Genomic DNA, 23,356 nt, shown 5'->3' with positions numbered 1-23,356 from the left:
ATGGAAGAACCGCTGGTTAAGATACACTATTGGCTATACCCCATCTCGTGGATTTACGGGATGGGAGTATACTTGAGAAATAAACTCTTTGATTGGGGATATTACCAGTCAAAGAGTTTTGATGTACCTGTGGTATGCGTCGGAAACCTCGCTGTAGGCGGAACTGGCAAGACGCCACACACGGAGTATCTTATCAAGCTGTTGCAACAGACAGGAGCAAACGTTGCCATGCTGAGCCGCGGTTATAAACGGAAAAGCAAGGGATATGTGCTGGCTACGGAGAAAACAGACGTGAAGCGCATCGGCGACGAACCGTATCAGATAAAAACCAAATTCCCGGATATTCGGGTAGCTGTAGATGAGAATCGTTGTCATGGCATCGAACAACTGATGAAGTTGGACAATCCCAAAGTGGATGTAGTGTTACTGGACGATGCCTACCAGCACCGACATGTAAAGGCCGGACTGAATATACTGCTGACTGATTTTCACAGGTTGTTCTCGGATGACACCCTGCTTCCGGCAGGACGATTGCGTGAACCGGAAGACGGCAAAAACCGGGCGCATATCGTGATCGTAACCAAATGTCCGGAGGATATCAAACCAATAGATTTCAATATCATCACGAAAAGGCTGAAACTGTATCCATACCAACAACTTTATTTCTCCTCATTCCGATACGGAGCACTGACACCGCTTTTCGGCAAGAAGCGGAGAACTCTCACATCGCTGGAAAAAGACGAACAGGTGTTGCTGGTTACAGGAATCGCTTCACCCGCACCCTTGGTGGAAAAACTGGAAGCATATACGCCGCATGTGAACATATGCCAGTTTGACGATCACCATGATTTCAATAACAAGGATCTGCAAATGATCAAGGAACGCTTCGAACACCTGGAAGGAAATAAAAAACTGATAATCACAACAGAAAAGGATGCAACAAGGCTGCAACATCATCCGGCATTGGCCGAAGCATTGAAACCGTATCTATACGTTTTGCCTATTGAGATAGAATTTTTACAAAATCAACAACATATATTTAACCAAAATATTATTGGCTATGTTAGAGCTCATTCAAGAAACAGCAGCTTACCTAAAAGGTAAAATGCACACACAACCAGAGACAGCAATTATCCTCGGAACCGGTTTAGGCAGTCTCGCCACCGAAATCACTGAGAAGTATGAAATAAAATATGAGGAAATCCCGAACTTCCCCGTATCGACGGTAGAAGGACACAGCGGGAAACTTATATTCGGAAAGTTAGGCAACAAAGATATCATGGCAATGCAGGGACGCTTCCATTACTACGAGGGTTACTCAATGAAAGAAGTAACATTCCCCGTACGTGTGATGCGTGAACTGGGAATCAAAACCCTGTTCGTTTCAAATGCCAGTGGTGGTACGAATCCTGATTTTGAAATCGGCGACCTGATGATTATTACGGATCATATCAATTATTTCCCGGAACATCCGTTACGTGGCAAGAATATTCCGTATGGCCCGCGTTTCCCGGATATGAGTGAGGCGTATGACAAAGAGCTGATCCGTAAGGCAAATGCTATTGCAGCAGAAAAAGGAATTAAGGTGCAACATGGCGTATATATCGGTACGCAAGGCCCGACGTTTGAGACACCGTCCGAATATAAATTGTTCCATATCCTCGGTGCAGATGCAGTAGGTATGTCTACAGTGCCGGAAGTGATTGTTGCCAATCATTGTGGCATCAAAGTGTTCGGTATCTCCGTGATTACCGACCTCGGTGTGGAAGGCAAGATTGTGGAAGTAACGCACGAGGAAGTGCAGAAAGCTGCCGATGCTGCACAACCGAAGATGACGGAAATTATGAGAGAATTGATAAACAGAGCATAATCATGAGAACAGAAATATCAAGCCTCGGTGAGTTCGGTCTTATCCGCCGCCTTACCGAAGGCATTGAACTGAAGAATGAATCGAGTAAGTACGGTGTAGGCGACGATGCCGCCGTACTCTCCTATCCTACCGAAAAGCAGGTTTTGATTACTACTGACTTGCTGATGGAAGGTGTACATTTCGATTTGATTTATGTCCCACTGAAACATTTAGGCTATAAGGCGGCTGTCGTGAACTTCTCCGACATCTATGCCATGAACGGTACCCCGAAGCAGATAACGGTTTCCCTGGCTCTCTCCAAGCGCTTCTCCGTAGAAGATATGGAGGAGCTATATGCAGGTATCCGCCTGGCATGTGAGGAATACGATGTGGATATCATAGGTGGTGACACTTCTTCCTCGCTTACAGGACTGGCAATCAGCATCACTTGTATTGGTGAGGCAGATAAGGATAAGGTTGTCTACCGGAATGGTGCCAAAGAGACTGATCTGATTTGTGTGACCGGTGACTTGGGTGCGGCATATATGGGTTTACAGCTATTGGAACGCGAGAAGGTGGCTTTAAAAGGGAAGACTGATGTGCAGCCTGATTTCTCTGGAAAAGAGTATCTTCTGGAACGTCAGCTAAAACCGGAGGCACGTCGCGATATCATCGAGAAATTAGCGGAAGAAGGGATTCAACCCACTTCCATGATGGATATCTCGGACGGTTTATCTTCTGAATTGCTACATATCTGTACGCAAAGTAAAGTAGGTTGCCGCGTTTACGAAGAACATATTCCTATCGACTACCAGACAGCTGTCATGGCAGAGGAGTTCAACATGAACCTGACTACATGTGCACTGAACGGTGGCGAAGATTATGAATTGCTATTCACCGTCCCCATCTCTGACCACGAAAAGATCTCTGAAATGGAGGGTGTGAAGCTGATCGGTCATATCACGAAACCGGAACTGGGTTGTGCGTTAATTACCCGCGATGGTCAGGAATTTGAGCTGAAAGCCCAAGGCTGGAACCCGCTGAAAGACGAAACGACCGAAAATGCAGAAGCTGAAAAGGGAGAAAAATAAAAAAAACACTTTTTTTATTAAATTATAAACGCTGATACTTAGTCACATAGGCAATTATCAGCGTTTTTTATCTCCAAAGCCCTTGCACAATCCAAAAGTTTCACTACCTTTGCAACCGCAAAAGAGAAACAATGGTGCCATAGCTCAGTTGGTAGAGCAAAGGACTGAAAATCCTTGTGTCCCCGGTTCGATTCCTGGTGGCACCACTTTAAAGAAAAAGCGTTGTAAATTAATAATTTACAACGCTTTTTCTTATTCTACCGATTCACTTCTGTTACTATTTTACAGCAACCTGAGTTCATATCCTTAACTGCTACCATAAGACACAGCCTTGATTTTGACATTTAATTACGTTTTTAAGTATCAAGTCTATAAAAGTTTATACAACATTCATCATCATTTTACAAATATAAAGATTTCTCTCTGATTCACAAGAACGATATACTCCAAAATGCAGTAAGACAGAATTTTATTGTAAAACCCGACAAATTCAGAAGGCAAATCACAAAGTAAAAATATCAAAGTTAATCCTCTAAAATTATTTTTCTCAAACAATGGAAAATCACGAAAAAAAGCAGTAGATTTGCGCCATTACAAAGTAGCAACATATTATGCGACATTTACTAACTGCTATATTTATACTTATTAGCTCGACAGCGCTTGCCACCAATCTGACCCAGGCAGCAGATAGTCTTCTAGGTGTTTTAAAAAACTCCCAATCCCCTGAACAAAGAATTCAAGTATATAGAAACCTGGCGGACATATATATAGAGAACCCTGAAGCTAAAGCTTACCTATTGAAGATGTATCAGGAAGCATCAACAATCAAAGACAGAAAGAGTATGATGAATGCACTTGATGATATTCTTATTGCCGGAATCAACGATTACAATAAGGATACGGTAGCCAAATATACTGAACTTTTTGAAAAGATGGCAACCGAGGAAGAACTGAGAAGTTTATTGCCTTTCTATCATATGCGTACTTTCGACTCACGGTGCTACTCAGGAGAAAGAGACGAAGCTATCAAAGAAGAAATAAGTTTCCAAAATTCAAAGAAAAATGCCAAAGAAGATATCTACAGCCAGATAGCATCGGCTTATAATATGGGTACAAGTTTCTATATGAACAATCAATTCGTAAAGGCAACTCCTTATTTGGATAAGGCTATGCAACTTGCAGAATCACTCCCCGAAAAAGATAAATATATCTATAAGAAATTCATTATTTGGAGAGTATGTTTTACATATGCACAGACCGGAAAGGGTAAAGAGGCTGTGAAAATCATGGAACAGCTCATTAATATGGTAGAATACAAATATAAAACTGACTACCAAAAACAACGCCCATTCTATAATATTGACTTATATCTTCTTCAGTATTATTCATTTATGATTAGTAGCCTGCCTGATCTGACACTGGAACAGGAGAAATCTTACTGGAAACGCATTCAGGAAATCGGCAAGAGTCTGACCAATGACCTGGATAAATACAATTACTACCTTTGTGTCAATAACTATTACTCCAATAATCGCACAGAAAGAGATTACCGCAAAGCAATATCAGCCAATGACAGCCTCATTAAATTTGCGACAATATTGGCTCCACAGAATTTACCGGGATTATACAACATCAATTCTATGACTTATGAAGAAATCAAAGATTATCAGAACGCGCTGAAATATCTGAAAATTTCACATCAGATTCAAGACTCACTAAGTACAGAAGCTACACACAAGCAACTCAATGAATTGCAAGTAAAGTATGATATGAATGCGCTCAATAATGAGAAGACTATGCTGGAAATTAAAAATAAGAAGACCATGCTTATTTCTCTCAGCATTTTATTGATAATTGTAGTTGTCATTTGTACCTATTTATATTTCTCCTGGAAAAAAGAGAAAAAGATGAAGATGGAATTGAAAACATTACATCTCAAAGCGCAGGAAAGCGAAAAGATGAAGCAATCGTTTATCAACTCCATTTGCCACGAAATACGTACTCCGCTCAACGCTATTGTCGGATTCTCAGATCTGATCATGAATGAAGAGATAGATACGGAAATGCGAAAAGAGTTTCCTCAGGAAATTCAAAAAAACACAGTGTTGTTGACAAGTCTCATTAACAGCATGTTGGAAGTTGCAAATCTGGATGTTTCCAAAGAGAAGCTTCCATGTCAACCCATAGATATTAAGAATATCTGTGTACATGAAATGGAGCAACTTAAGAAAAAGGAAGGTATAGAATATAAATTGGAGATTACGGAAGAAAGCATGATTATTCAAAGCAATGCTCAATACCTGACACAGGTAATTGAACATTTGTTGAATAATGCCAATAAATTCACAGAAAAAGGCCAAATCACCTTGGGATATAGAGTGAATCAATCAAAAAAGGAAATCTCAATATATGTCAGCGATACCGGTTACGGAATCCCGCAAGAGAAGCATGAGGAAGTATTCAATCGCTTCTCCAAGCTTGACACTTTTATGCCCGGCAACGGACTGGGATTGTATCTCTGCCGGCTCATCACAGAACGACTTGCCGGAGAGATAAAAATAGATCCTGCATATAAGGAAGGTACACGAATGATTGTTACTCTACCCATCAAATAGAGATACTGATCCTTATCGATGCTACTTCATTTTCAGGTATATGTAAGATTGTACACCCAAGAGAATCACAAACAGATACTCAGCCGTCAGGTATACCGGAAGGGTAACTGTGAAACTATAACTCAGCAGATACAGGTAAACCAGATAGAAAGCAATAGTGGAAATCTGAAAAATAAATGCAATCCGGGTATTGCCTGTACCTGTAACTACATTCATAAAGACATAGCCGGGCAGGGCAAATGTATAATTCAATAACATTACGATAAACGGATAATAGGCAAGCTCGATTAATACTGCATTATCCGTATAAAATCCGACAATCTGCTTATTTAAAAACATAGCAATAATTATCAGGGGAAAGCCAACTGCATATCCTAATCTGAGAATTTTACCACAAAGCCGGAACATACTTTTCCCCTCTCCCGCACCAATCAGATTACTGACCAATGAACCGGTAGTAGCTGCAAAAGAATTGACTATCACAAAGAAAACAGTAGAGATACTCCTGATTATATTGGATACAGCCAATTGTACTTCACCCAATCGCTCAATAGCCACAAAGAAGAGAAACCAGGGAGCAACACTAATGAAAGCATGCATCATGCTCCATACAGATAAATGAGAAAGTGACTTTAATAGTTTTCCGTCGTAAACAGGTTTTAATCCCAAACTCTCCTTATTCATTTGCAAGTAAGTATAGATAGCCAGCATCAATAGCGAACCGGCTTCAGCCAGTGAAGAAGCCATTGCCGCTCCTGAGATCCCCAGATCAAAACTGAAAATAAACAAGTAATTACAAGGGATATTGATAAGAACTGCCATAATAGCTGCCCATGATAATACTCTCGTTTTCGTGATTCCAACAAAGAAAGCGCGAAATGCGAGAAATGGAAAAGAGAATAACAGGCCGAAACATCTCCATTCCAGATAATCGACCGCAGCTTCGTAAATCTCTGGTGAACGGATAAAATACTTCAGGATAACAGGTGACAACACATAGGAAGTGAGACTCAAAAAAACAGCCAGCCCGCTCAGAAAGAATAAACCTTGGAAAAAGGTTTTTCCCGTTTCTTTGTATCTTTGTTCTCCGTTCCTGCGGGCAATCAGAACTTGCAAACCCAGACTAAAACCAAAACCCAGCATATAAATGGCCAGATAATAAACACTTGCAAGTGCAGAAGCTCCTAACTCCACTTCGCCCACATGCCCCAGAAAAACCGCATCAGTAATATTGATTAATTGCTCCATCAGAATGCTCATCATTACAGGAAAGTTGATGAGCCATATTTGTTTATAGGTATAATTCATTGTTCAACTAAAATAAACGTATGTCATACAACTATATACATAGCTGCATGTCATTCGATATAAATAAATCAGATATGGAAACTCTGTGACGAACTACAGAAATCCGTCAAATAGCCGAATAGTTTTTATTGGAAGATGCTATTCGTGGAGCGTAGCTATATACAGAGTTGGTATTTCATAAGTTGAACAATCGTTTTATTTGAATTTCGCACAGCAAATATAGGAAAAATAATCAAATAGAGCTATTTTTAGACAGATGACTACTATTCCGTTTCCCTGTTTTCCCCTACATTTGCTTTCAGACTAAATAATACAAATGACAATATGAAAAAAATCTTTCTCTTCTTATTTTTTATCGGATATCTTACCGGATGGCCAATGTCGATGAAAGGCCAGAATCATGAAACATCCACTTTTAAGAATCCTATCATCTCCGGATTTCATCCCGATCCCAGTATTTGCCGGGTAGGAAACGACTATTACCTGGTAACTTCCAGTTTCGAATGGTTTCCCGGAATTCCTGTCTTTCACAGTAAAGACCTGATGCATTGGCAGCAAATAGGATATGTACTGAATCGTCCTTCGCAACTACAAATGAAAGACGGATTGAGGCATTCAAACGGACTATGGGCTCCTACCATTCGCTATCATCAGGGTAAGTTCTATGTCATTTGTACGGCTCAGCAAGCCGGCGGTAATTTCTATGTCACTGCCGACAAACCGGAAGGCCCTTATTCAGAACCTGTCTTTCTAACCGATGCTCCGGGTATCGACCCATCTCTCTTTTTTGATGAAGATGGCACTTGTTGGTATACGGGCTCCATCAATGACACACCGGAACAGGACAAATACCTGAACGAAGACCGCATCTACCTGCAACAACTGGATTTAAAACAAGGTAAACTTATCGGTGAGCGATACATTCTGACCAACGGACATGCTATCAATGCTCCTTACTGCGAAGCTCCACACATCTATAAAATCAACCATAAGTATTATCTGGTAGTTGCCGAAGGGGGTACTTGGGAAAATCATGCTGTAAGTGTATTTACTGCTGATAAAATAACCGGACCTTACACACCGGGATATGCCAATCCGGTATTAACACATAGGCACTTAGGAAAGAACATCGATATCACAACCATAGGGCATGCCGATTTGGTACAGACTCCTCAGGGAGATTGGTGGGCAGTTATGTTGGGGGTTCGCCCACTCAAAGATTATACCATGTTGGGACGTGAAACTTTCCTTACTCCTGTAAGCTTTCAGGATGGATGGCCTGTTTTCAATCCGGGAGTAGGACGTGTACTTGCTACTGAAAAGGCTACCGGATTGCCCCCTGTAGTATTTAAGAAAGAACCGGTAAGAGACGAATTTGATGAAGATTCATTGCGTTTCTGTTGGAACTTTCTACGAACACCTTTTGAAAAATGGTATCAACTGGAAAATGGCAAGCTGATTATTAATGTACGTCCTAATTCCGTTAGTGAGGACACCAACCCTTCTCTGATAGCACGCCGCATTGAGCACTTCAATTTCACGGCACAACTAAGTATGGAGTTTAATCCACGCAAGCAAGAGGAAGCCGGCATGATTGTTTTACAAAATGGAAGCCATCATTATAAAGTTGTTCTTTGCAAAGACTCAAACCGCAATGTAATCAAATTAGTGAAAAGAGAAGGGGGAAAAGAAGAAACTGTAGCTAACATTCAATGGAAAACAAAGAAGTGTTTCATCAAACTTGTGGCACAGGGATTGGATTATCAATTTTATATAGGCGATTCTGAAGAAAACATGCAGGCATTGGGCAGCAAACAAGACGCAAGTCTCAATAGTTCCAACAAAGCAGGTGGTTTTATAGGACCTTTCATCGGGATGTATGCCAGCAGCAACGGAGAAAAATCATCCAATAAAGCCTACTTTGACTTCTTTGAATATCAAAGTAATGAATAACGCATAACTTTAAAATATAAAGAAAATAACAAAAAAGCAGGATAGACATACAAGGATAAACAGTTACTTGTTATACTTTTGCAATAAAGAACTATCCTGTATGAAACCAACCGACATTACAAGAGAGGAAATGTGGGCCAGACAGAATTTATCTGCTGCCGATATTGACTATAGCATCTGGGAGCGTGATAAATTAATGCTCCACCAGATGTCTCATCTTAACCAGAGCTGTACCTTTGTGGTGGATGTATATAAGTTCAGATATGCCTTTGCCTCCTCCAACTTTGTGGATTTACTGGGGTATGACAGCCATAAGATAGCTACATTGGAGAGACAGGGAGATTATCTGGAATCTCGTATCCACCCCGATGACCAACAACAATTGCAAACTTTGCAAGTTCGGTTAAGTCAATTCATTTATAGTCTGCCTCCGGAGCAGAGGAATGATTATTCCAATATCTACAGTTACCGGGTACGAAATGCCAAGCAGCAGTATGTACGGGTTATCAGCAGGCAACAAGTTTTAGAAAAAGACAGTACCGGGAAAGCATGGCTCATACTCGGGAGTATGGATATCGCACCGAATCAAAAAGATTCGGATCAAGTAGATTGTACTGTATTAAACCTAAAGAATGGACAGACTTTCTCCCCTACCTTACTTACTACTCCACAAATCCATTTGACACAGCGTGAACTGGAGATTTTACAGCTTATCCAAAAGGGGTTGTTGAGTAAAGAAATAGCTCATAATCTCTGCATCAGTATTCACACGGTTCATATCCACCGGCAAAATCTGTTGCATAAATTAGGAGTACAAAATTCGATAGAGGCTATCAATGCAGGATTGGAGTTGGGGCTACTAAGCTAACCCGTAAAAATACATTATTTACGGCATCCACGTTATAACGCCTGTTGCCGGATGTTGGATTCTCCATTCCATAAATTCCTCATAACTGCGTATGCCATCGCGGATAACAGCCACGTAGTATTCCACTCCCATAATCTTTTCCGACTCAGGAGTCTCATATTTCAGTTTTAAAATAGCATACTTTGTTTCTTCAGTCAGAACAGCAGAAAGTCGTTCGGCGAACTTTTCAAAGTAGCCGTCATACCGGGAACCTTCCAGAATATGAATCATATCAATCTGCCAAAGCTCATTATCTGCATCCCGATACCAGGCATGCCACTCCACACATTCCGCCTCAGTATCCAACAAATTCTTATGTTCCATCTTCATAAAAGATTTATTCTCTGTCAATTTTACCATTGCTTGAAAACTGTCAGACAAACAAAACTGTGGGGTATAAATATGAAAATCAATATCCAGGTGTTTCATCAATAACCCCGTATTCAAAGAGCCTACGAGATTTACTCTGGCACCCACACTTTCCCAAGTCGGGATGATTTTTGTGTCTTCTATTATTTTCCAGGCTTTCTGCTGATTCCGCCTGGCAAGATCAAGGATATCCATATTTTTTCTTTTGAAATGACTTGCAAATGTAGAAAAAAGGATGGATATATAGCTATAAATAGCTATTTAATAATCTGACAATTTGGACTAACTTTGCCACTCTTTCTAAACTTTTCAGCTAAAAAATTAAAAGAACTATGACATTTTATCAAACAAAGCAACAGGAAAAAGTACACTTGCAACAAGTTATCGATATCATAAATGATACAATTCACAACACCAATACTTCAGTCAAAGAACATGTAGAAACCTTACAGGAATATAAAAATTATATCTGGTCGAACAAAGATATCGATCCTCATGAAATCCGTTCCATGCGCGAGAGTATCCTCAATCATTTTGCACTGGGTGAAAGTGTGATTGATAAACGCAAGCGGCTGGGCAGGATACTGGACATTCCTTATTTCGGAAGGATAGATTTCAAAGAAAAAAAAAACGGTGCCAACATTCTACCTATTTATATAGGTATACACACATTTTATGATTCTCAAAGCAAGATGAATCTGATATATGACTGGCGCGCTCCTATTTCCAGTATGTTCTACGATTATGAATTGGGAGAAGCAACTTACATCTCTCCTGTCGGTGAAATCAGTGGAGATGTTTCCCTCAAACGTCAGTATCGCATCCGCAAAGGCAAAATGGAATACATGATAGAAAGTTCGCTGACGGTTCACGATGAAATTCTCCAGAAAGAACTCAGCAGTAATGCAGACGATAAAATGAGGAATATCGTTACTACCATCCAGCGGGAGCAGAACCGGATTATTCGCAATGAGGAAGCCCATATATTAATTATCCAGGGAGTTGCCGGATCGGGTAAAACGTCCATTGCCTTACATCGCATCGCTTACCTGCTCTATACACTGAAAGGGGATATATCTTCAAAAGACATACTGATAATCTCACCTAATAAAGTTTTTGGCGATTACATCTCGAATGTCCTTCCCGAGTTAGGAGAAGAAAGTGTACCTGAAACCTGTATGGAACAGATTCTGTCGGGAGTTCTTGAAAATAAATACAAATACCAGAGCTTTTTTGAACAGGTAACGGAATTACTTGGAAAAACGACTCAGAGTTTTATAGAACGGATAAAATATAAATCCTCCTTTGATTTCATTTCGCAGCTTGATAAGTTTATTCTCTATATGGAGAATAACTATTTCAAAGCTATAGATGTAAAACTCACCAGGCACATCACTATTCCTTCTGAATATATTGAAGAGCAATTCAGACGCTTCAATCGCTATCCCATGCGTCAACGATTCGAAGCAATGACGGATTATATCCTGGAAATGATGAAGATACAATACTACTTTACGGTTACCACCGCCGATAGAAATTTGTTGAAGAAAGAAATAAAGAAAATGTTTGCAGGTAACAATGATCTTCAAGTTTATAAAGAGTTCTTTGAATGGACTGATAAACCCAAACTATTCAAATTACGGAAAAACAGAATACTGGAATACACTGACCTGGCCCCTTTAGCATATTTACATCTGGCTTTAGATGGAAATATTACCCAATGCCGTGTCAAGCATCTTTTAATAGACGAGATGCAGGATTACTCTCCGATTCAGTACAAAGTTATCCAGAAACTTTATCCCTGCCGGAAAACAATTCTTGGAGATGCCTCCCAGTCTGTCAATCCCTATGTTTCGTCAACTGCCGAGATAATCAGAAAAGCATTCACTATGGGCGAAGTAATGAAGCTGTGCAAAAGTTACCGTTCTACATTTGAGATTACGGATTTTGCACAAAAAATTCAAACGAATAATGAATTGGAGCCCGTCATGCGACATGGTGAATTCCCTTCAGTCCTACGATTTGAGAATACAGAAAAGGAAAGCTCCGGTATTATTGACCTGATTTCAACCTTCAAGAAATCCGGTTATAATTCACTCGGAATAGTATGTAAAACTGAAGCACAAGCGAAAGACCTGGCAGAAAGCCTACAGATATATACTGCCGAAGTTTATTTTCTATCCAATCAAAGCTCTGCTTTTGTGAAGGGTATCATCGTTACCTCATCTCACATGGCAAAAGGATTGGAATTTGATGAAGTAATCATTCCTCATGTCAATGACAAAAACTATAACTCAACTATTGATAAAAGTATGCTCTATGTGGCCGTAACAAGGGCAATGCATAAATTGACACTAACTTACAATGGGAAACTAAGTGAATTCGTTCCTGATTTTAAACTTTAAAAAAGAAATTTATTCCAGTTTCTTTCCAGATTCTCCTTCTATATTTGCAATATCATAATAAACCAAAGTATTAATTATTAAAAATAGAAGAATATGAAAAAGTTAGTTTTGTTATTAGTATGTATGTTCACGATGCACACAATGGTTATGGCGGATAATGATAAACCCATTCAAGTCAATCAACTTCCAGCAAAGGCTCAGACTTTCCTCAACACTTATTTTAAAGATCACAAAGTAGCATTGGCGAAACAGGAAACGGAATTGTTCTATAAGAGTTACGATGTAGTCTTCACCAATGGAGAAAAAGTTGAATTCGATAAGGCGGGAGAATGGACAGAAGTTAAATGCCAGCAGAGTGAAGTTCCTGCACAAATCATCCCGGAAGCTATCCGCACCTATATAAAGACTAATTATCCGGATGCTAAGATCGTACAGATAGAGAAAGATAAGAAAGAATATGAAGTGAAGCTGTCTAACCGTTGGGAAATCAAGTTCGATTCGAAGATGCGGGTAATTGATATCGATGACTAAATAAAACAGAGTAATCTGCGAGAAGTCGCACAAACGAAAATATTTTTGTTACATTTGCAGCCGATTAACAAAAATAATACCGGCTATCGGTTCAATACCGATAGCCCAATATCATGAGGAAAAGACGACTTTATAGAACGACTATACGCTTCCGGAAATGGAGCCGGAAAGCCTATGCTGCATTTGCCAGCCTGGGCCGTTGTGTCACTATTGGTTGTCTGCCCAAAAATGTAGCAGATTGTTCTCTTTCCAAACAAAATTCCGGAACATCGGCCGGCTACAAAAGCGGCGGACAAAACCTGGAAGATACAGATAACAGTAAAGGACAGGAAACGGATATAGGCATACCATTGGGATGTGAAAACGGATTGAGGACAATGCTTGAAATCTTCGGTTTCAAAGGATTGCTGCCTGTATTGTGTCCGACTACCATCGGTCCTGAAGAGAAGAAAGATATAAACACTATTATAAATAAGAGTGGAACACAAATGACGCGGATCATGCAAATGCTGTTTTCAGATTTGCACGACCCGCGTCATTTGTGTTTTGTATTCTCCTAAAAACAACGTAAGAATATGACAGTAGAAGAATTGAAAAACAAAGTACTGCAAGATGTACCCATCACACAGGCAGAAGCTGAATGGCTGGCTACACAGCCGGATAAGAAAAGCCTTTATGAAGCGGCACACGAAATTACGACCGCACGGGCATCACAGGAATTTGATATGTGTTCCATCATCAATGCAAAATCCGGCCGCTGCCCTGAGAATTGCAAATGGTGCGCACAATCATCACACTACAAGACGAAAGCGGATGTTTACGATCTGGTAGATAAGGAGGAATGCCTGCGTCATGCACTACACAACGAATCACAAGGCGTGGCACGCTTCTCATTGGTAACCAGTGGACGGAAACCTTCAGGAAAGAATATGGAAAAACTGTGTGAAGCAGCACGCTATATGAGGCAAAAAAGTTCCATTCAACTCTGTGCTTCACTGGGATTACTGAACGAAAACGAACTACGTGCCTTGCATACAGCAGGCGTGACGCGCTACCACTGTAATTTGGAAACTGCCCCAAGCCACTTCCCTACCCTGTGCAGCACACATACGCAGGAAGAAAAACTACAGACACTGGCAGCCGCCCGCCGCGTAGGAATGGACATCTGTTGTGGCGGTATCATCGGTATGGGAGAGACAGCTGAACAACGAATTGAATTTGCCTTTACATTGAGAGATTTGGAAGTACCTTCCATTCCCCTGAATCTGTTGCAACCCATCCCGGGAACACCGCTGGAAAACCAAACTCAACTGACAGAAGAAGAAGTGCTGACCACCATTGCTTTGTTCCGTTTCATCAATCCGACAGCTTATCTGCGATTTGCAGGAGGGCGTTCTCAGCTGACAAAAGAAGCTGTGAAAAAATCCTTGTACATAGGTGTGAACTCTGCCATCGTGGGAGATTTGCTGACTACTCTCGGATCTAAAGTTTCGGAAGACAAAGCGCTGATAGAAGATGCGGGATATCGTTTCAGCGACTCACAATTCGACAGGGAACATTTATGGCATCCTTATACATCGGCCACCAACCCACTCCCTGTATATAAAGTGAAACGCGGAGACGGGGCAACCATTACACTGGAAAACGGACAGGTACTCATAGAAGGCATGTCTTCCTGGTGGTGCATGGTGCACGGATACAATAACCCGGTACTGAATCAGGCTCTCCGGGAGCAAACGGAAAAAATGTCGCACGTCATGTTCGGTGGACTGACACATGACCCGGCCATAGAACTGGGTAAATTACTGTTGCCACTTGTACCGCCATCCATGCAAAAGATATTTTATGCAGACTCAGGTTCGGTAGCTGTGGAGGTAGCTATGAAAATGGCTGTACAGTATTGGTATGCCATAAGTCAGTCAGCTCCGAATCGAGCACATCTGGCTAAAAAAAGTAATTTTGTAACCATCCGGCGCGGTTATCACGGAGATACCTGGAATGCAATGTCCGTATGCGATCCCGTGACTGGAATGCATTCCCTGTTCGGTTCGGCATTACCGATACGGTACTTTTCTTCCCGTCCGCAATCACGGTTCGATGGCGACTGGGATGCGGATGATGCACTGGAACTGCTGGATATTATAGAAAAACATCATGAGGAACTGGCAGCACTGATTCTGGAACCCATCGTTCAGGGTGCAGGCGGCATGTGGTTCTATCATCCGCAATTCTTGCGGGAAGCGGCCAGAATATGCAAGGAATATAATATATTACTGATCTTTGATGAAATAGCCACTGGATTCGGACGTACAGGTAAGATGTTTGCTTGGGAATATGCAGGCGTGGAACCGGATATTATGTGCATAGGAAAAGCACTGACGGGTGGATACATGACTCTATCTGCAGTACTGACCACAAATGAAGTAGCGGATGCGATTTCCAATCACGCACCGGGAGCTTTCATGCATGGCCCCACATTTATGGGAAACCCACTGGCATGTGCAGTGGCATGCGCCTCCATACGCTTGCTGACTTCACCCAAATATGACTGGCAGGGAAAAGTGAGCCGCATTGAAGAACAGTTGTGGCGTGAACTGGAACCAGCACTACTACTTCCGCAGGTAGCAGATGTCCGTGTATTGGGTGCCATCGGAGTGATTGAAGTACAAGACCCAGTAGACATGGCCTGGATGCAGAAACGATTTGTGGAAGAAGGCATTTGGGTACGCCCCTTTGGAAAACTGGTATACATCATGCCACCGTTTATCATAGAACCGGAGCAATTGACAAAGCTGACAAGCGGATTGTTGAAGATTATAGGAGAAATGGAATGAGTATAATAGAGCAAATGCAGCAGGAGCTGCAAGAACTGAAAGAAAGCAGTAATCTGCGGACATTGCCCAACCTGATCCATGAAGGACAGGATGTCATCGCAAACGGACAGCGAATGCTAAATCTTTCCTCTAATGATTATCTGGGACTGGCTACAGACCGGACCTTACGGGAAGAGTTTCTGAAAGAACTGACAGCCGACAGTTTTTTGCCAACATCCTCCTCATCACGTCTATTGACAGGTAACTTCACCATCTATGAGAAACTGGAACAGACGCTCGCAGAACTCTTCGGAACTGAAACAGCACTGGTATTCAACAGTGGTTATCACGCTAATGCAGGTATTCTGCCTGCCGTAAGCGACGCACAGACCCTGATACTGGCAGATAAACTGGTACACGCAAGCCTGATTGACGGTATTCGACTTTCAACAGCAAAATATATCCGTTACCGGCATAATGACCTGAAACAACTGGAACGATTACTGGCTGAAAATCATGCAGCATACAGACAGGTGATTATCGTCACCGAAAGCATTTTCAGCATGGACGGAGATATAGCCGATCTGAAAGAACTGGTACGACTGAAACATATGTATGAGAATGTGTTACTCTACGTGGATGAAGCACACGCTTTCGGAGCGCGAGGTGAACAAGGACTGGGTTGCGCTGAAGAAGCCAGATGTATTCGGGAGATTGATTTTCTGGTAGGGACTTTTGGCAAAGCAGCCGCATCAGCCGGAGCATATATCGTTTGCCGGCGCACCATTCGGGAGTATCTGGTAAACAGGATGCGGACACTTATTTTTACAACAGCTCTTCCTCCGGTAAATATCGCATGGACTTTGTTTGTTGTGCGGCGATTGGCCGGATTCAGGGAGCGAAGAATACATTTAAAAAACATCAGCAATATCCTTCGCAAAGCTTTAAAAGAAAAAGGATATACTTGTCCGAGTGACAGTTATATAGTACCGATGATTGTAGGGAAAAGCTCAGACACGATTCTAAAGGCGGAAGAGTTACAACGGCATGGTTTTTATGCCTTGCCGGTACGGCCTCCTACAGTTCCGGAGGGGACATCACGCATTCGTTTTTCGTTGACGGCGGAGATAAGGGAAGAAGAAATCAGGGAATTGATAAAAATAATTATATAGATACGCGAATGAAACGGACGAACACGGATTTTTATTTTTCATCCGCATCGTCCGCGTACCTTAAAAAGCATACAGGATTATGAAACAAGTTTATATAATAAAAGACAGGCATCCCCGGCTATTGCTATTTTTTGCCGGTTGGGGAGCCGATAAAACGCCATTCAAAGATTATCAACCTGCGGACAGTGATTATATGCTCTGTTACGATTACCGGACACTGGATTTTGATGCTTCATTACTGAAAGGATATAAGGAGATCAATGTCATCGGTTGGTCAATGGGTGTATGGGCTGCATCTCGGGTAATGGATAAATTACAGGAAGCAGATCTCATAATCAAAAATAGTATAGCCATTAACGGTACTCCCTATCCTATTGATGATATGTGTGGCATTCCATCCGTTATTTATCACGGAACCCTGGAAGGGTTGACAGGTCCTTCCCTGAATAAGTTTCTAAGAAGGATGTGCTTCAACGGAGAGGCATTCAAAGAGTTTCTGAATATTACTCCCAAACGACCATTGGAAGAACTGAAAGAAGAACTGGCAGAAATAGAACGCATGTATCTCGCACAACCTGCCATCTCGTTCCATTGGCAACAAGCAGTAGTGGGAAGTAACGACCGTATCATTCCACCCGACAATCAACTGAATGCCTGGCGTAAAGAAGAAGAGAATAACCGGAAAAAGATACGGGTACATTATACGGAAGATGCTCATTATCAAGTTGAACTGTTCCGATACTATTTGCAGGATATATGGACAAAAGATTGATTGCAGAACGATTTGCCCGTGCACGGGATACCTACTCACGCGAAGCACGGGTACAGCAACAAGTAGCCGAGAAAATGTTACGGCTACTGACAGAGCATACTTTCCTCTTTCATCGTATTGTGGAATTTGGATGTGGTACAGGCAGTTATTCCAGGTTATTGTTGGACAAGCTAGAACCGGAAAGTTTGCTGCTGAATGATCTATGTTCGGAGATGAAAGAATGTCTTGCTGATTTGCTTCCACAAAATATGGTGCAATTCATTCCCGGAGATGCCGAAGCCTTGGACTTTCCCGAAGGAACGGATTTAATTACTTCCTGTTCTACACTGCAATGGTTCAATGATCCAGAAACGTTCTTCGCACGTTGTCATCGTTTCCTGTCAGAAGACGGTTATTTAGCTTTCAGTACTTTTGGCACTGAGAATATGCGCGAAATCCGTACACTCACCGGACATGGGCTTGAGTATCTGCCGATAGAAACGTTGAAAGAACTGCTTGCTCCTCATTTTGAGACTGTATACGCGGAAGAGGAAATAGTTTCTCTCCCCTTTAATACTCCACTCCAGGTATTGCAACATCTGAAAGAAACCGGAGTAACAGGAACGGAAAAGAAAGTATGGACACGAGGACGGTTACAGACCTTCTGCAACGGATACACAGAGCAATTCAGTCGGGAAGATGGAAATGTCACTCTGACGTACCACCCTATTTATATTGTCACACGAAAGAAAAACAAATAAAGCAATGGAAAACAATGTCTATTTTATCAGTGGTATCGACACAGATGCCGGAAAATCTTATTGTACAGCTTATTATGCCTGTGAATTGATTCGCAGCGGTAAACGTGTTATCACACAGAAATTCATCCAAACAGGCAATAGCGGTCATTCTGAAGATATAGACCTGCATCGCCGTCTCATGGGAATTGGCATGACAGAAGAAGACCGTGAAGGATTGACCATGCCTGAAATCTTCTCTTATCCTTGTTCTCCCCATCTGGCGGCACGTATTGACAACCGTCCTATTGATTTCGGGAAGATAGAATGTGCCACGCAAGAACTTGCCCGACGTTATGATGTGGTACTTGTAGAAGGTGCAGGCGGACTAATGGTACCACTGACCGAGGATTATCTGACAATTGATTACATTGCAGAAAAGCAATATCCGCTGGTATTCGTGACTTCCGGGAAACTGGGAAGTATCAATCATACATTGCTGAGCTTTGAAGCAATCCGCAACAGAGGGATACAACTGGACATGGTGTTGTACAATCTCTATCCTACCGTGGAAGATACTACGATACAGGAAGATACGATGCAATATATCCGCCGGTATCTGGATAAGTACTTTCCGGGAAGCAAGTTTATAGTGGTGCCCGTAATATAGTTACAAGCTACGAGCTACAAGCTACAAGTGCCTTTCGGTAGGTTAGCTTAATGTAACGTAGCAACTTGTAGCTCGTAGCTTGTGTAACTTGTAGCTTCTTATTTCCCGAACTTACGCGTATAATCATATTTTTTGTGTACATTTGCAACACAAAAAACGTCATACGACCACATGGAAACATTAACATTCAATACTACAGAACAAGCATTACTTGCCGCTGTCGGTATCCTTTTTCTGATTCAACTCCTTTATTACTTTTGTCTTTATAATCGTATACATATCCGTAGCCGTGCCGTAAAGCGAAGTGATATACATTTTTCACAGGAATTACCACCCTTATCGGTCATCATTTATGCTCGTGAAGAAGTGGAAAATCTGCGCCGGAATCTGACCGCAGTACTAGAACAGGATTATCCGCAATTTGAAGTTATCGTCATCAACGATGGCAATACGGATGAAAGCGAAGATTACCTGACGCTGCAAGGAGAAAAGTATCCGAACCTGTACCATAGTTTTGTTCCAAGCTCTTCACGCTATATCAGTCGCAAGAAACTGGCCATCACTCTTGGAATAAAAGCAAGTAAATACGACTGGCTTGTGTTTACCGAAGCAAACTGTCTTCCCGAAAGTAACCAATGGTTGCGTACCATGGCACGTAATTTTACTTCACGTGCACAAATCGTATTGGGATACAGCGGATATGAACGTGGAAAAGGTTGGCTGCACAAACGGGTATCTTTCGACAATCTGTTCACTTCCATGCGTTACCTAGGCTATGCATTAGCCGGCAAACCTTATATGGGTATCGGTCGTAACATGGCTTACCGGAAAGAGTTATTCTATTCCCAGAAAGGCTTTTCAGCACACCTGAACCTGCAACGCGGGGATGATGATTTATTTATCAATAAAACGGCTACCTCAGAGAATACACGAGTAGAAACAGATGCAAATGCAGTGGTTCGCGTGCAACCCGTTTTCCGTGCTAAAGACTGGCGGGAGGAGAAAATCAGTTATATGGCCACAGCACATTTTTATCGGGGAATACAGCGTAATTTATCCGGCTTTGAAACAACTACACGTTTACTGTTTCATGCAGCATGGATAGCTGCTCTGGTAATTGGGATACTAAACTTTCACTGGTTAGTGGCTGGTATTGTATTTCTGATATTCGCCTTACGATATACTATGCAAGCTTTGATTATCAATAAGACAGCAAAAGACCTCGGAGAAAAACGGCGTTACTTCTTTACCCTTCCGGTATTCGATATTTTACAACCAATGCAATCACTTCGCTGGAAGCTTTATTGCCAGTTCAGAAAGAGAAGTGATTTCCTAAGAAGATGACTATTTTCCAATGCCGCAAGTTAGCATTTCAAATGCCACATCTCAATAGAACAAATGCCACACTTTATCACCCACAAAGTGTGGCATTTCACTTGTTGAGGTGTGGCATTTAGGACGATAAAATGTGGCATTTCTATTCGTATCTCATAGAATTGGCAGGATGGATGCGTGTAATCAGGAAAGAAGGTCCTAAAAGCATTAGGACAGATACCAGCAGAGTACCTATATTCAGCAATAAGAACAGCAGAATATTGAAAGATAAGGGAACCGTATCCATATAATACGTCTCCGGATCAAGTTTGAAGATACCAAACCATTTTTGCAGGAAGTAGAACGCCAGTCCGATGGCATTGCCCCATAACATACCTTTTCCGATAAGAAAGACTGAGAACCAAAGGAATACCTTACGTATGGTGGTATTATTAGCACCAAGCGACTTCAGTATGCCGATCATGGAAGTACGTTCGATGATGATAATCAATAAGCCGGACACCATAGTAAAACCTGCGACACCTGCCATCAGTATCAATATTACCCAGATATTCACATCCAGGATACTGAGCCAGGCAAATATCTGTGGATTCAGTTGCTCTACGTTGCGCACGCAATAGTCTTCGCCGTACTTATCCTCTACTCCGTCCAGGTCTGCAGCAATCTGATAGGTAGTTTCTTCAAGGCGATCATAATTGCGTACCTGCAGTTCTACACCGCTCACTTGTCCCGGTTCCCAGTTATTAAGACGATTTACAAGATATAAATCAGTAAGGAGAAAAAGGTTATCGTATTCCGAGAAATTAGTCTGATAGATTCCCACAATCTGCAACCGGCGAGCACGGATATCATCCTGTATATAATAAGTATCTATCTTATCTCCGAGTTTCAATCTCAACTTCGTAGCAAGCGCCTTAGAAATAACTACCCGATTGGAAGACGCTGTATCACTGAACTGTGGTAACTCTCCTTCCACCAGATGTTCACGGAAAAACGCAGGATCAAACTCAGGTCCTATCCCTTTCAGGACCATACCTTGAAAATCTCCGGCTGTCTTTACCATGCCCGGTTTGGTAGAATAGCGCTGCACATGCTTCACCTCAGTATATTCGGATAGAATGGAGATGACACTGTCATTCACCACCACAGGACGCGTTTCATAGGAACGTGCAGCATCCGAATTCGTAATCTGAATGTCCGAACCAAAGCCAACTACTTTACCACGCACTTCGTTCTTGAACCCCACAATCACCGACACCGTGATAATCATCACTGCCAGACCGATAGCAACACCTATCAGAGCAATGAGCACGGCAGGACGGGAAATTTGCTTTCCGGCATCGCTGTCACGGTAAATACGTCGGGCCAAAAACAGGGCTAAACTCATGTCATAATAATTATAGAGATAGAACACAAATTACGCAAATAACACAAGTTCTTTAATCTAAAATCTATGAATTGTGCAATTTGCGTAATTTGTGTTCTTCTTACGTATTTATTCAACTCGTCCCGGATACTCCTCTAAAGCCTTTGAAAGCACAAAGAGCGCACGGGTCAGATCTTCCTTCTTCAGCACATAGGCTATACGCACTTCATTCCTACCGGAACCGGGAGTAGTGTAGAATCCGGAAGCAGGTGCCATGAATACAGTTTGTCCTTCATACTCGAAGTCGGAAAGACACCAGGCACAGAACTTATCGGAATCATCCACCGGAAGTTTTGCCACAGTATAGAATGCTCCCATAGGAATAGGCGAATATACGCCGGGAATACGGTTCAGTCCGTCTATCAGACACTTACGGCGTTCTACATATTCATCATACGTATCACGCAGATAATCTTCATCGGCATCCAGAGAGGCTTCGGCAGCAATCTGGCCAATCAACGGAGGACTGAGACGTGCCTGGCAGAACTTCATTACAGCATTACGGATTTCCGCATTCTTCGTAATCAAAGCACCGATACGGATACCACACTCAGAGTAACGTTTGGATACGGAGTCAATCAGTACCACATTGTCTTCAATGCCTTCCAGATGGCAGGCAGAGATATAAGGAGAACCCGTATAAATAAACTCACGATACACTTCATCGGAGAAGAGGAACAAATCGTACTTCTTCACAAGGTCACGTATCTGGTTCATTTCGCGACGGGTATAAAGGTAACCTGTCGGATTATTAGGATTACAGATCAGGATAGCTCTGGTGCGCTCGTTAATCAGTTCTTCAAACTTTTCTACTTTAGGAAGCGAAAAACCTTCTTCTATCGTAGTGGCAATGGTGCGTATCTTGGCACCGGCAGAGATGGCAAACGCCATATAGTTAGCGTAAGCCGGTTCGGGAACAATAATCTCGTCACCCGGATTGAGGCACGCCAGGAAGGAGAACAATACCGCCTCCGAACCACCGGACGTAATGATGATATCATCTGCCGTCAGTTTGATGTTGAACTTATCATAATAGCCCACCAATTTTTCACGGTAACTACGATATCCTGCACTGGGACTATATTCCAGAACTTTCCGGTCGATATTGCGTATTGCATCAATCGCGACTTGCGGTGTGGGCAAGTCGGGCTGTCCGATGTTCAAGTGGAATACATGCACTCCCCTTTGCTTGGCTGCGTCAGCCAGAGGAGCCAGTTTTCTAATAGGAGACGCAGGCATCTCCGTTCCGCGAATAGATATTGCTGGCATGTCTAAGTATTTACAAGTTGACAAATAAATGTTAATGATTGACGATACACTTTCATTATACGCAATCAAAGGTGCAAAAGTAACACTTTATTTGAAATGACGGGAGAGCATTGGCAAAAAAGTTTAAAAACACTAGCTATGACTTAAAAGATAGT

19 protein-coding genes and 1 tRNA gene are annotated in these 23,356 nt (G+C 42.0%); 16 read left to right on the top strand and 4 right to left on the bottom strand.

All coding sequences use genetic code 11. The features are described from left to right. The 5 genes from lpxK (at position 1) to DW036_RS15590 (ending at position 5,555) form a co-directional block, all read left to right on the top strand. On the top strand, positions 1 to 1,104 hold the full coding sequence (gene lpxK, locus DW036_RS15610) for a tetraacyldisaccharide 4'-kinase (RefSeq protein ID WP_118465197.1): 1,104 nt from the start codon (positions 1 to 3) through the stop codon (positions 1,102 to 1,104). Next, complete coding sequence (locus DW036_RS15605; RefSeq protein ID WP_118465247.1) at positions 1,061 to 1,870, top strand: purine-nucleoside phosphorylase; 810 nt, start codon at positions 1,061 to 1,063, stop codon at positions 1,868 to 1,870. The genes lpxK and DW036_RS15605 overlap by 44 nt, the downstream gene beginning before the upstream one ends. 2 nt (positions 1,871 to 1,872) lie before the next feature. Beyond that, positions 1,873 to 2,940 (top strand): thiamine-phosphate kinase, encoded by a 1,068-nt coding sequence (thiL, locus tag DW036_RS15600; RefSeq protein WP_118465196.1) that lies wholly within the window; start codon positions 1,873 to 1,875, stop codon positions 2,938 to 2,940. Between the two features lie 133 nt (positions 2,941 to 3,073). Further along, positions 3,074 to 3,146 (top strand) — tRNA-Phe (locus tag DW036_RS15595). 405 nt (positions 3,147 to 3,551) lie between these two features. Beyond that, positions 3,552 to 5,555, top strand: a complete 2,004-nt coding sequence (locus DW036_RS15590) for a sensor histidine kinase KdpD (protein ID WP_118465195.1) — start codon at positions 3,552 to 3,554, stop codon at positions 5,553 to 5,555. A gap of 21 nt (positions 5,556 to 5,576) precedes the next feature. On the opposite strand, the gene DW036_RS15585 is transcribed toward DW036_RS15590, so the two are convergent. Then, positions 5,577 to 6,863, bottom strand: coding sequence for an MATE family efflux transporter (locus tag DW036_RS15585; protein WP_118465194.1), 1,287 nt, complete (start codon positions 6,861 to 6,863; stop codon positions 5,577 to 5,579). A gap of 324 nt (positions 6,864 to 7,187) precedes the next feature. On the opposite strand from DW036_RS15585, the gene DW036_RS15580 reads away from it, so the two are divergent. Beyond that, positions 7,188 to 8,816, top strand: coding sequence for a glycoside hydrolase family 43 protein (locus DW036_RS15580; RefSeq protein ID WP_118465193.1), 1,629 nt, complete (start codon positions 7,188 to 7,190; stop codon positions 8,814 to 8,816). 100 nt (positions 8,817 to 8,916) lie between these two features. Continuing rightward, on the top strand, positions 8,917 to 9,684 hold the full coding sequence (locus tag DW036_RS15575) for a response regulator transcription factor (RefSeq protein WP_187374620.1): 768 nt from the start codon (positions 8,917 to 8,919) through the stop codon (positions 9,682 to 9,684). An 18-nt stretch (positions 9,685 to 9,702) separates the two neighbouring features. Here DW036_RS15575 and DW036_RS15570 read toward each other — a convergent pair whose 3' ends face one another. Further along, on the bottom strand, positions 9,703 to 10,287 hold the full coding sequence (locus DW036_RS15570; protein WP_118465191.1) for a phosphoglycerate mutase family protein: 585 nt from the start codon (positions 10,285 to 10,287) through the stop codon (positions 9,703 to 9,705). Positions 10,288 to 10,424: 137 nt separating this feature from the next. On the opposite strand from DW036_RS15570, the gene DW036_RS15565 reads away from it, so the two are divergent. The 9 genes from DW036_RS15565 (at position 10,425) to DW036_RS15525 (ending at position 20,515) form a co-directional block, all read left to right on the top strand. After that, a complete protein-coding gene (locus tag DW036_RS15565) occupies positions 10,425 to 12,497 on the top strand; it encodes a UvrD-helicase domain-containing protein (protein WP_118465190.1) in 2,073 nt (690 codons plus the stop codon). Positions 12,498 to 12,590: 93 nt separating this feature from the next. After that, a complete protein-coding gene (locus DW036_RS15560; RefSeq protein WP_118465189.1) occupies positions 12,591 to 13,028 on the top strand; it encodes a PepSY-like domain-containing protein in 438 nt (145 codons plus the stop codon). 113 nt (positions 13,029 to 13,141) lie between these two features. After that, positions 13,142 to 13,588, top strand: a complete 447-nt coding sequence (locus DW036_RS15555; protein ID WP_118465188.1) for a hypothetical protein — start codon at positions 13,142 to 13,144, stop codon at positions 13,586 to 13,588. 15 nt (positions 13,589 to 13,603) lie between these two features. Next, positions 13,604 to 15,862 (top strand): adenosylmethionine--8-amino-7-oxononanoate transaminase, encoded by a 2,259-nt coding sequence (gene bioA / locus DW036_RS15550; RefSeq protein WP_118465187.1) that lies wholly within the window; start codon positions 13,604 to 13,606, stop codon positions 15,860 to 15,862. Next, complete coding sequence (locus tag DW036_RS15545) at positions 15,859 to 17,013, top strand: 8-amino-7-oxononanoate synthase (protein WP_118465186.1); 1,155 nt, start codon at positions 15,859 to 15,861, stop codon at positions 17,011 to 17,013. Before bioA ends, DW036_RS15545 begins: the two co-directional genes overlap by 4 nt. A gap of 79 nt (positions 17,014 to 17,092) precedes the next feature. Continuing rightward, on the top strand, positions 17,093 to 17,785 hold the full coding sequence (locus tag DW036_RS15540; protein WP_118465185.1) for a pimeloyl-ACP methyl esterase BioG family protein: 693 nt from the start codon (positions 17,093 to 17,095) through the stop codon (positions 17,783 to 17,785). Beyond that, positions 17,770 to 18,525, top strand: coding sequence for a malonyl-ACP O-methyltransferase BioC (gene bioC / locus DW036_RS15535; RefSeq protein WP_118465184.1), 756 nt, complete (start codon positions 17,770 to 17,772; stop codon positions 18,523 to 18,525). The genes DW036_RS15540 and bioC overlap by 16 nt, the downstream gene beginning before the upstream one ends. Positions 18,526 to 18,529: 4 nt before the next feature. Beyond that, complete coding sequence (gene bioD, locus DW036_RS15530) at positions 18,530 to 19,171, top strand: dethiobiotin synthase (RefSeq protein ID WP_118465183.1); 642 nt, start codon at positions 18,530 to 18,532, stop codon at positions 19,169 to 19,171. Between the two features lie 171 nt (positions 19,172 to 19,342). Then, entirely contained in the window at positions 19,343 to 20,515 is a 1,173-nt protein-coding gene (locus tag DW036_RS15525; RefSeq protein ID WP_118465182.1) for a glycosyltransferase, read from the top strand. A 133-nt stretch (positions 20,516 to 20,648) separates the two neighbouring features. Here DW036_RS15525 and DW036_RS15520 read toward each other — a convergent pair whose 3' ends face one another. Then, positions 20,649 to 21,893 carry an ABC transporter permease gene (locus tag DW036_RS15520; protein WP_118465246.1) on the bottom strand — a complete coding sequence of 415 codons (1,245 nt, stop codon included), beginning with the start codon at positions 21,891 to 21,893 and terminating at the stop codon, positions 20,649 to 20,651. Positions 21,894 to 22,001: 108 nt separating this feature from the next. Continuing rightward, positions 22,002 to 23,201 (bottom strand): pyridoxal phosphate-dependent aminotransferase, encoded by a 1,200-nt coding sequence (locus DW036_RS15515; RefSeq protein ID WP_118465181.1) that lies wholly within the window; start codon positions 23,199 to 23,201, stop codon positions 22,002 to 22,004. Positions 23,202 to 23,356 lie beyond the last annotated feature (155 nt).

Source organism: Bacteroides sp. AF39-11AC (assembly GCF_003474285.1).
Classification (GTDB): domain Bacteria; phylum Bacteroidota; class Bacteroidia; order Bacteroidales; family Bacteroidaceae; genus Bacteroides.
This window is presented reverse-complemented; position numbering and strand designations above follow the sequence as displayed.

What these genes read in the sequence shown, in the direction of transcription:
- bioA (WP_118465187.1), top strand. Translation starts at nt 13,604, where the DNA reads ATGACAGTAGAAGAATTGAAAAACAAAGTACTGCAAGATGTACCCATC.
- DW036_RS15570 (WP_118465191.1), bottom strand. Translation starts at nt 10,287, where the DNA reads ATGGATATCCTTGATCTTGCCAGGCGGAATCAGCAGAAAGCCTGGAAA.
- DW036_RS15525 (WP_118465182.1), top strand. Translation starts at nt 19,343, where the DNA reads ATGGAAACATTAACATTCAATACTACAGAACAAGCATTACTTGCCGCT.
- lpxK (WP_118465197.1), top strand. Translation starts at nt 1, where the DNA reads ATGGAAGAACCGCTGGTTAAGATACACTATTGGCTATACCCCATCTCG.
- DW036_RS15580 (WP_118465193.1), top strand. Translation starts at nt 7,188, where the DNA reads ATGAAAAAAATCTTTCTCTTCTTATTTTTTATCGGATATCTTACCGGA.
- bioD (WP_118465183.1), top strand. Translation starts at nt 18,530, where the DNA reads ATGGAAAACAATGTCTATTTTATCAGTGGTATCGACACAGATGCCGGA.
- thiL (WP_118465196.1), top strand. Translation starts at nt 1,873, where the DNA reads ATGAGAACAGAAATATCAAGCCTCGGTGAGTTCGGTCTTATCCGCCGC.
- DW036_RS15575 (WP_187374620.1), top strand. Translation starts at nt 8,917, where the DNA reads ATGAAACCAACCGACATTACAAGAGAGGAAATGTGGGCCAGACAGAAT.
- DW036_RS15605 (WP_118465247.1), top strand. Translation starts at nt 1,061, where the DNA reads ATGTTAGAGCTCATTCAAGAAACAGCAGCTTACCTAAAAGGTAAAATG.
- DW036_RS15545 (WP_118465186.1), top strand. Translation starts at nt 15,859, where the DNA reads ATGAGTATAATAGAGCAAATGCAGCAGGAGCTGCAAGAACTGAAAGAA.
- DW036_RS15540 (WP_118465185.1), top strand. Translation starts at nt 17,093, where the DNA reads ATGAAACAAGTTTATATAATAAAAGACAGGCATCCCCGGCTATTGCTA.
- DW036_RS15565 (WP_118465190.1), top strand. Translation starts at nt 10,425, where the DNA reads ATGACATTTTATCAAACAAAGCAACAGGAAAAAGTACACTTGCAACAA.
- DW036_RS15560 (WP_118465189.1), top strand. Translation starts at nt 12,591, where the DNA reads ATGAAAAAGTTAGTTTTGTTATTAGTATGTATGTTCACGATGCACACA.
- DW036_RS15520 (WP_118465246.1), bottom strand. Translation starts at nt 21,893, where the DNA reads ATGAGTTTAGCCCTGTTTTTGGCCCGACGTATTTACCGTGACAGCGAT.
- DW036_RS15555 (WP_118465188.1), top strand. Translation starts at nt 13,142, where the DNA reads ATGAGGAAAAGACGACTTTATAGAACGACTATACGCTTCCGGAAATGG.
- DW036_RS15585 (WP_118465194.1), bottom strand. Translation starts at nt 6,863, where the DNA reads ATGAATTATACCTATAAACAAATATGGCTCATCAACTTTCCTGTAATG.
- bioC (WP_118465184.1), top strand. Translation starts at nt 17,770, where the DNA reads ATGGACAAAAGATTGATTGCAGAACGATTTGCCCGTGCACGGGATACC.
- DW036_RS15515 (WP_118465181.1), bottom strand. Translation starts at nt 23,201, where the DNA reads ATGCCAGCAATATCTATTCGCGGAACGGAGATGCCTGCGTCTCCTATT.
- DW036_RS15590 (WP_118465195.1), top strand. Translation starts at nt 3,552, where the DNA reads ATGCGACATTTACTAACTGCTATATTTATACTTATTAGCTCGACAGCG.